The sequence below is a fragment of the Bradyrhizobium sp. S3.12.5 genome (assembly GCF_040548225.1).
GTDB lineage: Bacteria > Pseudomonadota > Alphaproteobacteria > Rhizobiales > Xanthobacteraceae > Bradyrhizobium > Bradyrhizobium cytisi.
The window spans coordinates 120,444-132,150 of sequence record NZ_JBEPRF010000022.1; the positions used below are offsets into that span (position 1 = coordinate 120,444).

11 protein-coding genes and 1 riboswitch are annotated in these 11,707 nt (G+C 65.0%); of the genes, 7 read left to right on the forward strand and 4 right to left on the reverse strand.

Features of this window, described 5'->3' with window-relative positions:
• Nucleotides 1–115: 115 nt before the first annotated feature.
• Complete coding sequence (locus ABIC09_RS28595) at nt 116–1,135, forward strand: Hsp33 family molecular chaperone (RefSeq protein ID WP_354111324.1); 1,020 nt, start codon at nt 116–118, stop codon at nt 1,133–1,135.
• A 138-nt stretch (nt 1,136–1,273) separates the two neighbouring features.
• Here the strand turns inward: ABIC09_RS28595 and apaG are convergent, their stop codons facing one another.
• A complete protein-coding gene (apaG, locus tag ABIC09_RS28600) occupies nt 1,274–1,666 on the reverse strand; it encodes a Co2+/Mg2+ efflux facilitator ApaG/CorD (RefSeq protein ID WP_187435232.1) in 393 nt (130 codons plus the stop codon).
• Between the two features lie 195 nt (nt 1,667–1,861).
• On the opposite strand from apaG, the gene ABIC09_RS28605 reads away from it, so the two are divergent.
• From ABIC09_RS28605 to ABIC09_RS28615, 3 genes are read left to right on the forward strand one after another with little or no spacing between them, the layout of a single operon-like run.
• Complete coding sequence (locus ABIC09_RS28605; RefSeq protein WP_354111325.1) at nt 1,862–3,127, forward strand: OpgC domain-containing protein; 1,266 nt, start codon at nt 1,862–1,864, stop codon at nt 3,125–3,127.
• Nucleotides 3,127–3,897, forward strand: a complete 771-nt coding sequence (locus tag ABIC09_RS28610) for an SGNH/GDSL hydrolase family protein (RefSeq protein ID WP_148754505.1) — start codon at nt 3,127–3,129, stop codon at nt 3,895–3,897. The genes ABIC09_RS28605 and ABIC09_RS28610 overlap by 1 nt, the downstream gene beginning before the upstream one ends.
• Before the next feature lie 12 nt (nt 3,898–3,909).
• On the forward strand, nt 3,910–4,911 hold the full coding sequence (locus tag ABIC09_RS28615) for an SGNH/GDSL hydrolase family protein (protein WP_148754503.1): 1,002 nt from the start codon (nt 3,910–3,912) through the stop codon (nt 4,909–4,911).
• 131 nt (nt 4,912–5,042) lie between these two features.
• Here the strand turns inward: ABIC09_RS28615 and ABIC09_RS28620 are convergent, their stop codons facing one another.
• A complete protein-coding gene (locus ABIC09_RS28620) occupies nt 5,043–6,239 on the reverse strand; it encodes an O-succinylhomoserine sulfhydrylase (RefSeq protein ID WP_354111326.1) in 1,197 nt (398 codons plus the stop codon).
• Nucleotides 6,240–6,310: 71 nt separating this feature from the next.
• Nucleotides 6,311–6,390: riboswitch (SAM riboswitch) on the reverse strand.
• Nucleotides 6,391–6,469: 79 nt separating this feature from the next.
• On the opposite strand from ABIC09_RS28620, the gene ABIC09_RS28625 reads away from it, so the two are divergent.
• The 3 genes from ABIC09_RS28625 (at nt 6,470) to ABIC09_RS28635 (ending at nt 10,637) form a co-directional block, all read left to right on the forward strand.
• Nucleotides 6,470–7,606, forward strand: a complete 1,137-nt coding sequence (locus tag ABIC09_RS28625; RefSeq protein ID WP_502916373.1) for a 2'-deoxycytidine 5'-triphosphate deaminase — start codon at nt 6,470–6,472, stop codon at nt 7,604–7,606.
• Nucleotides 7,607–7,803: 197 nt separating this feature from the next.
• Nucleotides 7,804–8,856 carry a hypothetical protein gene (locus ABIC09_RS28630; RefSeq protein WP_354111327.1) on the forward strand — a complete coding sequence of 351 codons (1,053 nt, stop codon included), beginning with the start codon at nt 7,804–7,806 and terminating at the stop codon, nt 8,854–8,856.
• 338 nt (nt 8,857–9,194) lie between these two features.
• Nucleotides 9,195–10,637: an MATE family efflux transporter gene (locus tag ABIC09_RS28635; protein WP_354111328.1), complete on the forward strand. Its 1,443-nt coding sequence runs from the start codon at nt 9,195–9,197 to the stop codon at nt 10,635–10,637.
• Here the strand turns inward: ABIC09_RS28635 and ABIC09_RS28640 are convergent.
• Both ABIC09_RS28640 and ABIC09_RS28645 read right to left on the reverse strand, forming a co-directional pair.
• Entirely contained in the window at nt 10,634–11,071 is a 438-nt protein-coding gene (locus tag ABIC09_RS28640) for a hypothetical protein (protein WP_354111329.1), read from the reverse strand. The two genes, ABIC09_RS28635 and ABIC09_RS28640, sit on opposite strands and share 4 nt — an antisense overlap.
• 100 nt (nt 11,072–11,171) lie before the next feature.
• The gene (locus ABIC09_RS28645) at nt 11,172–11,573 is read right to left on the reverse strand and encodes an SRPBCC family protein (protein WP_354111330.1); all 402 of its coding nucleotides are present in this window, start codon (nt 11,571–11,573) and stop codon (nt 11,172–11,174) included.
• Nucleotides 11,574–11,707 lie beyond the last annotated feature (134 nt).

Sequence of the window (11,707 nt, forward strand, 5' to 3'; positions counted from 1 at the left end):
CGTAATCCTGTGGTTATGGTCCCGGGTTCGCGCTGCGCGCGCCCCCGGACGACACCGAATTCGAGGTCCCCTCGCGCCCCTTCCATTTCCCACCTCCGACCCCAGATAAAGCGCCATGGTTTCCCAATCCCCTGACATGAAAACCGGGCCCGAGGGCCCGGTTCGCGCGCCATCCGCGGTTCCGATCGATGACGCCGTGCTGCCCTACGAGGTCGACGCGCTCGATGTGCGCGGGCGGCTGGTGCGGCTTGGCCCCGCGCTCGACGAGATCCTGACCAAGCACGATTATCCGGCACCGGTCGGCAAGCTGCTGGGCGAGGCCATCGTGCTGACGACGCTGCTCGGCTCGGCGCTGAAATTCGAGGGCCGCTTCATCCTCCAGGCCCAGACCGATGGGCCGGTGTCATTTCTGGTGGTGGACTATCAGGCACCGGATCGCCTGCGCGCCTATGCGCGCTTTGACGCCGAGCGCCTCGGTGACGCCAAGAATACTGGCTCGCACTCCGGCGCGCTGCTCGGCCGCGGCCATCTCGCCATGACCATCGACCAGGGGCCCGACATGAGCCGCTACCAGGGTCTGGTCGCGCTCGACGGCGGCAGCCTGGAAGACGCCGCTCACGAATATTTCCTGCGCTCCGAGCAGATCCCGACGCGCGTGCGCCTCGCGGTCGGCGAGGAGTGGCGCTCGAGCGACGGCGGCAAGCATCGCTGGCGCGCCGGCGGCATGCTGATGCAGTTTTTGCCGAAGGCGCCCGAGCGCGCGCGGCAGGCCGATCTCCATCCCGGCGACGCGCCCGAGGGCGCCGAGGTGCACGCCGTCGCCGAGGACGATGCCTGGGTCGAGGCGCGCTCGCTGATTGAAACCGTCGAGGACGTCGAGCTGATCGATCCCGATCTCTCCGGCGAGCGGCTGCTCTATCGCCTCTTCCACGAACGCGGCGTGCGCGTGTTCAATCCGCTTGTCTTGAAAGCGCAATGCTCCTGCTCACGCGACGCGGTCGCCTCCATGTTGAAGAGCTTCTCGCCGGATGACCGCTCGGCGATGGTCAAGGACGACAAGGTCGTCGTGACCTGCGAGTTCTGCTCATCGGTGTACGAGTTCACGCCGGATGAGGCGGGCGTCGAAGACGCGTAAGCGCCTATCTTTCGTCATCGCGAGCTATCGTAGGGTGGGCAAAGCGAAGCGTGCCCACCATCTTGCGTGTCGTGACCGGAATGGTGGGCACGGCGCTTCGCGCCTTTGCCCACCCTACGGCACCGTCACACCCGCCTCCTAATTCAACACCCGCTTGTTGTCCGGGCTGTCGAGCGAGAACGTCGGGACGTCGATCTCAAAACGTTCGCCGCTTTCGCTGACCATCTGGTAGCGGCCGGTCATGAAGCCGGAGGCGGTCGTGAGGGGCACGCCGGAGGTGTATTCGAAGCGCTCGCCGGGGGCGAGCGTCGGCTGCTCGCCGACCACGCCTTCGCCCTTGGTCTCCTGCTGCCGGCCGGTGGCGTCGGTGACGATCCAATGCCGCGTCTTGAGCTGCACGGTCTCGTCGCCGGAATTGGTGATGACGATGGTGTAGGACCAGAAATAGCGCGAGCGGTCGGCCGACGACTGCTCCGGAACAAAGTTCGGCTCGACGGTCACTTCGATCTGGCGGGTCACGGCGCGGTACATGATTGCCATCATAGCGAAATCCTCGCCGGGAACCAAACGCCGCAGGCGGCTTTCGCGACATCGTCCCGCCAGAATTGACAGGGAAGTACACCCCCAAAGAATACACCCGTATGTGATCCGGCCGCTTTGCGGGGCGGCGACTGGACCGGTACACTCCTCAAACGTTGCGATTTGCGGAAGGGTTTTTGGGCCCCGATGACCATTGCCGATCAAGTGACGGGATCGACGATCGCGGGAACCGCGGGTGCCAATCCCGTGGAGGCCAAATCCGTGGCAGCGAAGCCGCGTGCACCTGCGATCACGCTGCCCGCTATCGGTGAGCGCGAGCTCAGGCTCGACCTGTTCCGGGGCCTCGCGCTGTGGCTGATCTTCATCGACCATCTGCCGCCGAATTTGCTGACCTGGTTCACGATCCGCAATTACGGCTTCAGCGACGCCACCGAGATCTTCATCTTCATCTCCGGCTACACGGCCGCCTTCGTCTATGGCCGCGCCATGCTGGAGAGCAGCTTCGTCATCGCCACCGCGCGCATCCTGCGCCGGGTCTGGCAGATCTATGTCGCCCACGTCTTCCTGTTCACGATCTTCCTCGCCGAGATCTCCTATGTCGCAACCAGCTTCGAGAACCCGCTCTACACCGAAGAGATGGGGATCATGGATTTCCTCAAGCAGCCCGACGTCACCATCGTGCAGGCGCTGCTGTTGCGCTTCCGTCCCGTCAACATGGACGTGCTGCCGCTGTATATCGTCCTGATGCTGGCGCTGCCGCTGATCCTGTGGTCGATGAAGTGGCGGCCTGACGTGACGCTCGCGCTCTCGGCCCTGCTCTATGCGGCGACCTGGGAATTCGACCTCTACTTCTCCGCCTATCCGAACGGCTTCTGGGCGTTCAATCCGCTCGCCTGGCAATTGCTGTTCGTGTTCGGGGCATGGTGTGCACTCGGAGGTGCGCGACGCATGTCACGCATTCTGGCGTCGCCCGTGACGATGTGGATCTCGATCGCCTATATCGTGGCGGCGTTCTACGTGACGCTGACCTGGTACGTGCCGCAGCTCGGCCATCTCATGCCGAAGCGGATCGAGCAGTGGATGTATCCGATCGACAAGACCGACCTCGACGTGCTGCGCTTCACGCATTTCCTGGCGCTGGCCGCGCTCACCGTGCGGTTCCTGCCGCGGGACTGGCCGGGCCTGAAATCGCCCTGGTTGCGGCCGCTGATCCTGTGCGGCCAGCATTCGCTGGAGATATTCTGCCTCGGCGTGTTCTTGGCCTTCGCCGGCCATTTCATCCTGGCCGAGGTCTCCGGTGGACCGGGCATGCATGCGCTCATTAGTCTCTCCGGAATCCTGATCATGTGGGGCGTTGCCTGGGTGATTTCGTGGTACAAGCGCGTGGCTGACAAGAGCGGTGCGAAAACCAAAAACGCCGTCGGCAACGCCGATCTGGCGGGAGGGGGCTGATGAAGGCGAAGGTTCTCCTGAGCCTGGTCCTGATATGCGGGTGCCTCGCCGCGCCTCCGGCGCGCGCGGGCGATGCCGTGCCTGCCGCGCCCGCAGCCTGCGAATTGCCGCCTTATCTGCTTGCCACCGACAGCCAGCTCCACAAGGTCGCCGAGACCGTCAAGGCCGGCAAGCCGCTCGAGATCCTGGTGATCGGCAGCCGCTCCACCACCATTCCATCCTCGGAGGACAGCTCCTATCCGGCGCGGATGCAGGCCATTTTGAAGGACAAGCTGCCGCCTGCGGAGACCGTGCACGTATCCGTAGAAATACAGAGCAAGAAGACGGCGGAGGAGGCCGCCGGAACCTTCGTTAAGCTGATGGAAGCAAAAACACCTACTTTGGTCATCTGGCAGACCGGGACCGTGGATGCTATCCGCTCCATCGATCCCGACGATTTCCGCGGCGCCGTGACCGAAGGGGTCGCTGCGTTGCAAAATGCAGGGGCTGACGTCGTCTTGATGAATTTGCAGTACAGCCCGCGTACCGAAACCATGATCTCGGCGCCGCCATATCTCGATAATATGCGGGTGGTGGCGCAGGAGCATGATGTCCCGCTGTTCGACCGTTTCGCGATGATGCGGCAGTGGAATGATCAGGGTCAGTTCGACCTGTTCAGCCCCTCCCGGGGCCCCGAGCTGGCGAAACAGGTCCATGACTGCATCGGCCGGGCGTTGGCACAGTTCGTGATCGACGCTGCCCATCTGGGGCCGGCCCAGCAGCAAAATTGAGGTCTAGCGTTAATGAGTTCTCTCCGCCCTTTTGGCCTGTCGACATGGCTGGCCGCGCCCGCAGCGGCGGCGCTGCTGATGCTGACGCCTGTGGTCCAGGCACCTGCTCACGCTCAGGCTGCCCAGGCGACGCCCGCGCCGCAGCAGACCGCTAATCCCGCACCGGCATCACCATCCCAGACCACGGTCGCCGCGACCAGTCAGCAGGCTACCGAGCAGCGCGGCCTCACCTCGCGCGCCATCGACAAGGTGAAGCAGGTCGCGAAATCCGCTGGCGATATTTTCAGCCGCGTGCCGTGTCTTGCGCCGAAGGGCGGCTCGAAGGCGATGGGCTCGCTGCCGCATGTCGCGGCCAAGCTCGTTGCCGGCAAGCCTGTCGTGATCGTCGCGTTCGGCTCGTCGTCGACGGCGGGCTACGGCGCGAGCTCGCCGGACTTCAACTATCCGAACCGTCTCACCGCGCAGCTGCGCCGGCAATATCCCACCGCCAACATCACCGTCGTCAATGCCGGTGTCGGCGGCGAGGATGCGCCCGAGATGATGAAGCGCCTCCAGAAGGAGGTGATCGACGTGCATCCGGATCTCGTGATCTGGCAGGTCGGCACCAACGCCGTGCTGCGCAACCTCGATCCCGGCGACACCGCCAAGATAGTCGAGGACGGCATCACCCGCATCCAGGCCGCCGGCGATGCCGACGTCGTGCTGGTCGACCCGCAATATTCACCGCGCGTCACCGAGCGTCCCGAAAGCGCAAGCAAGATGGTGAAGCTGCTCGGCAAGATCGCCGAGCTTCGTCACGTCGGCATCTTCCCGCGCTTCGAGGTGATGCGCGACTGGCACGAGAAGCAGGCGCTCCCGGTCGAGAGCTTTGTCATTGCCGACGGCCTGCACATGAACGATTGGGGCTATGCCTGCTTCGCCCAGCTGCTCGGCGACGACATCATCCGCTCCGTCGGCCAGATCAAGCTGGGCGTGAACGTGCCCGCGGACGTGCGGACGTACCGGCCGATGTAGAGGCGAATAGCCGGTAGGGTGGGCAAAGGCGCGCTTTTCGCGCGCCGTGCCCACCATCTATCGGCATCGAGGTCGTGAATGGTGGGCACGCATTCGCTTTGCCCACCCTACGAGACCGAGCTCTTAGCTCCCTACGCCTTCTCCAGCGCCGCGGTCAGATCCTCGATCAGATCATCCGCATGCTCGAGCCCGGCCGAGAAGCGGATAAACCCTTCGCTGATGCCGAGCGCGGCGCGATCTTCCAGCTTCAGTCGCTGATGCGTCGTGGTGGCCGGATGCGTGACGAGGCTCTTGGCGTCGCCGAGATTGTTGGAAATCTTCGCAAGCTTGAGCTCGTTGAGCACGCGGAACGCACCCTGCTTGCCGCCCTTGACCTCGAAGCCGACCAGCGTCGAGCCGCCGCGCATCTGCTTCTTCACCAGCGCCGCCTGCGGATGATCGGCGCGGCCGGGATAGACCAGCCGCGAAATTTTCGGATGGCTCGCCAGCACGTCGGCGATGCGCGCCGCGGTCTCCGTCTGCGCGCGCACGCGCACGCCGAGCGTCTCCAGGCCCTTGAGCAGAACCCAGGCGTTGAACGGCGAGATCGACGGTCCGGTCTGGCGCATGAAGTTGTGGATGTGCTCGGCGATGAAGGCTTCCGAGGACAGGATGATGCCGCCGAGGCAACGGCCCTGGCCGTCGATGTGCTTGGTCGCGGAGTAGACCACGACGTCGGCACCGAGCGCGAGCGGGCTCTGCCAGATCGGGGTGGCGAACACGTTGTCGACGACGAGCCGCGCGCCGCCGCTATGCGCGATCTCGGCAATCGAGGGAATGTCGAGCACGTCGAGCGTCGGATTGGTCGGGCTCTCCAGGAAGAACGTCTTGGTGTTCGGCTTCAGCGCACGCTGCCACTGGTCGAGATCGGCTCCGTCGACCAGCGTGGTCTCGATGCCGTAGCGCGGCAGCAGGTCCTGAATGACGTACAAGCACGACCCGAACAGCGCGCGCGATGCCACCACGTGATCGCCGGCCTTCAGCGGCGCCAGGATCGCGGTCGTCACCGCGGCCATGCCTGTTGCCGCCGAGCGCGCAGCCTCGGCGCCTTCGAGCTCGATCATGCGGCGCTCGAACATCGCGATCGTCGGGTTCGAATAGCGCGAATAGATGAAGCCGGGGTCCTCGCCCTTGAACCGCGCCTCGCACTCCTCGGCGCTGTTGTAGACGTAGCCCTGGGTCAGGAACAGCGACTCCGACGTCTCGCCATATTGCGAGCGCAGGGTGCCGGAATGAACCAGGCGGGTTTCGGGACGGTATTGCGTGGTGGACGCCGGGGACTTCGACATAGGATCTCCTCTGCGTGACCATCGAAAATGGTCACAAAAAAAACCGGCCTGGATATCTCCACGGGCCGGGATCACAGAGGTCCCCGGCCTGTTTAGCGACTTATTTAACGTGGCTGCAAGCCGGCCGGCTCAAATCACCACGGGATAAGTCATGCTCATATTCCGCAATGCCCTTTCCGTCAAGACAGCCATCGGCTAGCCGTAAAAAACTGTATCTTCGGCATGTCCGGATGCATCCGACCCCTGACGAGGACCCCCGATTGACGTTCACGGTTGCCGCCGACGCCAATGGTATCCTGCCCGACCGCATGATCGCGGCGATGGCGGAGGCGGGCCTCATCCTGCCTGCCTACGACTTCGTCGAAAGCCAGATCCAGCCGGCGAGCCTCGACCTGCGCCTCGGCGACGTCGCCTATCGCGTGCGCGCGAGCTTCCTGCCCGGCCCCGGCGCCACCGTTGCCGAGCGCATCGACCAGTTGAAGCTGCACGAGTTCAGCCTCGCCGACGGCGCGGTGCTGGAGACCAACTGCGTCTACATTGTGCCGCTGCTCGAAAGCCTTGCGTTGCCGCCGGAGATCGTCGCTGCCGCAAACCCCAAGAGCTCGACCGGCCGGCTCGACGTCTTCACCCGCGTGATCGCCGACGGCACCCGCCGCTTCGACATGATCGGCGCCGGCTATCACGGTCCGCTCTATGCCGAGATCAGCCCGAAGACGTTTCCGGTGCTGGTCAGCGAGGGCTCGCGGCTGTCACAGGTGCGCTTCCGCACCGGTGACGCCATCCTCGACGCCGACGAGCTCGATGCGTTACATGCGTCCGAGCGCCTCGTCGATGTCGACGATGCGGATCTTGCCGGCGGCGTCGCCGTCTCGGTCGATCTCTCGGGCGCGAAGGGCACGGGCTTCGTCGGCTACCGCGCCAAGCGCCACACTGGTGTGGTCGATGTCGATCGTCGCTCCGGCTATGCGGTGGAAGATTTCTGGGAGCCGATCTCGGCGCGTCCCGATGGCAGCCTGATCCTTGATCCCGGCGAGTTCTATATCCTCGCGTCGAAGGAGGCGGTGCAGGTACCGCCCGATTACGCCGCGGAGATGGTGCCGTTCGATCCGCTGGTCGGCGAATTCCGCGTGCATTATGCCGGATTCTTCGATCCCGGATTCGGCTATGCCGGCGCCGGCGGCCAAGGCGCGCGCGCCGTGCTGGAAGTGCGCTCGCGCGAAGTGCCGTTCATCCTCGAGCACGGCCAGATCGTTGGCCGCCTCGTCTACGAGAAGATGCTGTCACGCCCCGACGCCATGTACGGCCAGCGCATCGGCTCCAACTACCAGGCGCAGGGCCTGAAGCTGAGCAAGCACTTTCGGGTGTAGCTGCATCCGCGTCCTCCGCCGTCATTCCCCGCGAAGGCGGGGAATCCAGTACGCTGCGGCCCATCGATTCAATCACAGCCGTCCCTGGAATACTGGATCGCCCGGTCTCCGCCGGGCGATGACAGCGAGTGCGTGTCCGGTTGCGCCGCCCCATCCGCGATGACACACTCCCGCAAAACAACAAGCCGGGAGCGAACATGACTGCCGCACCAGATTCCGCGCAAGAAGCTCAATGGAAACGCTGGCGCGCGGTCGCCGACCTCTACCACGCTTATTTCACCGGCCTGATCCTTACCGTCGTCACCCGACGCGGCACGGCGGACGCGGCCGAATTCGTCTTCCGCGTGTTCCGCCGCCAGCAGCAGGAGCGCTTTCTGCCCGGCTTGCAAAAGCTAGGGCTCAGCCATTTGCCGCCGGCGGTGGCGGCTGCGCAATATCACTATCTCTCCAACTGGATCGGCGGCGTCCACGTCGAATACATGTATGAGAGCGACACCAAAGCCTGGATCCGCTATCCGCCGCCGCGCTGGATCTGGAAGGGCACTGCGATCTGCGGCGTGCCGGGCGAAGTCTCGCGCGCGATGCTGCGCGGCTGGCACGCCAACAACGGCGTCGCGCTCGGCGATCTCCGCCTGGGCTTCGTCTGCACCAAGCAGAGCGTTGATGGGCAGGATGGGCTCGAAGGCTACTACCATCAATACGACCATCCGCTCGAGCTCGACCAGCGCCTGGTGTTCGCTCGGCATCTCGAAGCACCGCTGTTCGACGCGAAGACCGCCCCGGCTTTGCCTGTCGCGAGCTGGCCGAGGCCGCGGCTTGAAAAGGCCTATCGCAACTACGCGATGGAATATGTCCGCACGGCCGCGCCCGTGATGGTGCAGCTATTCGGGCCGGAAGATGCCGGCTATCTCCTGCACCTCACCGGCAAGCTGATCGGCATGCAGTATTTCGACGAGGTCGCAGCCGCGCTGTCGGCGACACGCGGTGGCGCGAGCGAGTTCGCATCGTTTCTCAAGGGGCTGTTCGCGGCGCAGGACGACGCAGCGGAGATCACGACGTCCGAAGGCAGCATCGAGATCAGCCAGCAGAGCTGGAAGCTGATGGATGACGTCACCGATTATCATCGTGCCTGCGCGAAGGTGCTGGAAGGGCTGTTCGAAGGGCTCGCTGCGGGATGCGGCCGGCACATCCGGGTGCATTTGCGTCCGACAGCAGGCGGCCGGCCGCCGCTGGTCTGGACGGTCGGGTAGTCGACAGCGTCGCCGCGGCTTTCGCCTCTCCCCGCGTGCGGGGAGAGGCCGGAAGTTGCGCAGCAAATTCCGGGTGAGGGGGAGTCTCCGCGAGTCCAATTGTTACCGTCTGCGCGGATAGAGCCCCTCACCCCGACCCTCTCCCCGTAAGAACGGGGCGAGGGAGAAGGGATTCCACCCGCTGAAATGCACTGCCGCAGGGCACGCCTGCACCTGACGCAGGAGGAATCGGGGGCCGCCGTGCTAACACGTGCCCACCGCGCCTTCCGCGCGAGGAAATTGATCAGCACACCTATGCATTGCTGCGCCGCAAACGGCGCTTTTGCCCGGGAGAGGAAATGACGGACATCGCCGAAATCCCGGTCGATGAGCAGGAACGTCCGCTGCCGCCGCCTCCGCGCCCGGTGCGGAGCGCGCTGACCGATGGGCCGATCCTGCGCACGCTGCTCAGTCTCGCCTGGCCGAACGTCGTCGCGCTGTCCGCCGGCACCTGCGTGGTGATTGCGGAGACCTCCTATATCGGGCGTCTCGGCGTGGAAGCGCTGGCGGCGATGGCGCTGGTGTTTCCGACAGTGATCCTGACCATGACGATGTCCGGCGGCGCCATGGGCGGTGCGGTCGCTTCGGCCATCGCACGTGCGCTCGGCGCCGGCGATCGCGAGCGTGCCGGGACGCTGGCCGCGCATGCGCTCCTGATCGGCATCACCTTCGGCGTCGTCTTCATGCTGGGCATGCTGATCTTCGGACCCCAGGTGCTCACGATGCTCGGCGGCCGTGGTGAGGTGCTGACGCATGCGATCGGCTATACGCAGGTGTTTTTCGGCGGCGCGGTGCTGCCCTGGCTGCTCAACACCATGGCGGGCGTGCTGCGCGGCACCGGCAACATGAAGCTGCCGTCGCTGTTGATGCTGAATTCCGCGGTCATGCAGGTCGTGCTTGGCGGCACGCTGGGCCTGGGACTCGGGCCCGTGCCGCAGTTCGGCATGCGCGGTGTCGCGGCGGGCTCGCTGATCGCCTATTCGATGAATATCTGCGTGATGGGCTGGTTCCTGTTCTCCGGCCGCGCACGAATCGTGCCGAAACTGCGCGGGCTTCGCATTCAGTGGGCGATGTTCTTCGACATCCTGAAGGTCGGCGCCATCGCCTGCTTCTCGCCGCTGCAATCGGTGCTGACGATCTCGATCTTCACCCACATGCTGGCCAAATTCGGCACTGCGATCCTCGCCGGCTATGGCATCGGCGCGCGGCTCGAATTCCTGCTGACCTCGATCGCATTCTCGTTCGGCATCGCGTCGGTGCCGATGATCGGCATGGCGGTTGGTGCCGGTCGCATCGCCCGTGCCCGGCGCATCGCCTGGATTGCAGGGGCGAGTGCTTTCGTCGCTGTCGGCGCGCCGGCCTGCCTCGTTGCGCTGTTCCCCGACCTCTGGGTCAACATTTTTACGGACAGCGCCACGGTACGCGCGACCAGCCACCAATATCTCTCGACGGTCGCGCCGTTCTACGCCTTCATCGGCCTCGCTTCGACGATGTACTTCTCGTCACAAGGCGCGGCCAAGGTGATCGGCCCGGTGCTGGCGCAGACGGCGCGACTGACCTACATCGCGACCTGCGGCTGGTGGCTGTCGACGCATGACGCCACTGCGCAAAACTTCTTCTGGCTGGCCGCGAGCTCGATGGTCGTGCTCGGCCTGCTGTCATGCTCCAGCGTGGTGCTGACGCGCTGGGGGCCGCGCGCGACGAAGCCGGCCGTGCGTCCGGCGCTGTCGGTTGTAGACTAGCGATGCTTGTGGCGGCGATGGCCGCCGCCGCCGAGATTGGCGAGCCGCATCAATTGCGGGATCATCGCCATCATGTCGCCGCCGCCGCCCAGCATGCCCGTGATATCGCCGTCGCCCATCGGTGCGTAGCCACCGTAATTGGGCGCGCCGAACCCGCCGCCCATACCGCCGCCACCCATCATGCCACCGAGCCCGCCGCCGCCATTCTCCATCATGCGGCTCATCATCGGCCCCATGGTTTGCATCAGCATGGCGAAGCGGCGCTTGCCCATCTTCGTCTTCATCATCTCCAGCATCGGCGCCATCTGGGTCATCATGTCCTCGCCGCCGGTACCTCCGCCGCCGAGGAACTGCGCCTTGGCCGGCGTGCTCGCGACCGAAAACAGCAACAGCACAGCGGCTGCCTGGCAGATCACCTTGTCCGCACCTTTCATGGCATGCTCCTCGCGTGCGTGGCGCCGCCGGGAGAGCGGGGCCAACCGGACGCACGCCGCCATGGTTACGGCTGACGACAGCGGGGCTCTGTGAGAAAGATCACGTAGCCGGAGGCGGGAAGGCCTTTCGCATGGCGATCACGGCCTCCCTGGTCTGCCCCTGAACGTAAGGCGCGAGCTCGTTCGGCAGCATGTCGATAATCCAGACCAGGCGGCATTTCGCCTCGCCGTCGGCGATCACCTGCACCGAGGCGCTGTAATGCGTCAGCCGTTCGCTGTTGATTGCGTAGACCAGCCGCTGCCGCGCGTCGTCGCAATCGACCAGCACCTCGCGTGCGACCGAGCCGTTGGCGAAGGTGACGATGCGTGCATCGCCGTCGAGCTGGCAAGCGGTGACAAAGCCCGGCACCAGCCGCTGATGCAGCGCGCCGAAATCGCGCACCGCGTCCCAGACATTGCGGGCCGGGGCGGAGAGGGGGACGTCGTTGTGGATGGAGGCCATGGAGGTGTCCTTGATTATGTCAGGTCGTCACCACAAGCACCGTCATTGCGAGCGCAGCGAAGATTCCATGGGGGGTGGATAGCGACCGAGTCTGGAGCCAGACTGGAGTTGCAAAACCACCCAACCTGGAGACA

Bases quoted from the DNA above. Each gene is read 5' to 3' on its own strand.
- ABIC09_RS28615 (WP_148754503.1), top strand. From the start codon at position 3,910: ATGAGTTCTCTCCGCCCTTTTGGCCTGTCGACATGGCTGGCCGCGCCC.
- ABIC09_RS28630 (WP_354111327.1), top strand. From the start codon at position 7,804: ATGACTGCCGCACCAGATTCCGCGCAAGAAGCTCAATGGAAACGCTGG.
- ABIC09_RS28645 (WP_354111330.1), bottom strand. From the start codon at position 11,573: ATGGCCTCCATCCACAACGACGTCCCCCTCTCCGCCCCGGCCCGCAAT.
- apaG (WP_187435232.1), bottom strand. From the start codon at position 1,666: ATGTACCGCGCCGTGACCCGCCAGATCGAAGTGACCGTCGAGCCGAAC.
- ABIC09_RS28640 (WP_354111329.1), bottom strand. From the start codon at position 11,071: ATGAAAGGTGCGGACAAGGTGATCTGCCAGGCAGCCGCTGTGCTGTTG.
- ABIC09_RS28605 (WP_354111325.1), top strand. From the start codon at position 1,862: ATGACCATTGCCGATCAAGTGACGGGATCGACGATCGCGGGAACCGCG.
- ABIC09_RS28620 (WP_354111326.1), bottom strand. From the start codon at position 6,239: ATGTCGAAGTCCCCGGCGTCCACCACGCAATACCGTCCCGAAACCCGC.
- ABIC09_RS28625 (WP_502916373.1), top strand. From the start codon at position 6,470: ATGCATCCGACCCCTGACGAGGACCCCCGATTGACGTTCACGGTTGCC.
- ABIC09_RS28610 (WP_148754505.1), top strand. From the start codon at position 3,127: ATGAAGGCGAAGGTTCTCCTGAGCCTGGTCCTGATATGCGGGTGCCTC.
- ABIC09_RS28595 (WP_354111324.1), top strand. From the start codon at position 116: ATGGTTTCCCAATCCCCTGACATGAAAACCGGGCCCGAGGGCCCGGTT.
- ABIC09_RS28635 (WP_354111328.1), top strand. From the start codon at position 9,195: ATGACGGACATCGCCGAAATCCCGGTCGATGAGCAGGAACGTCCGCTG.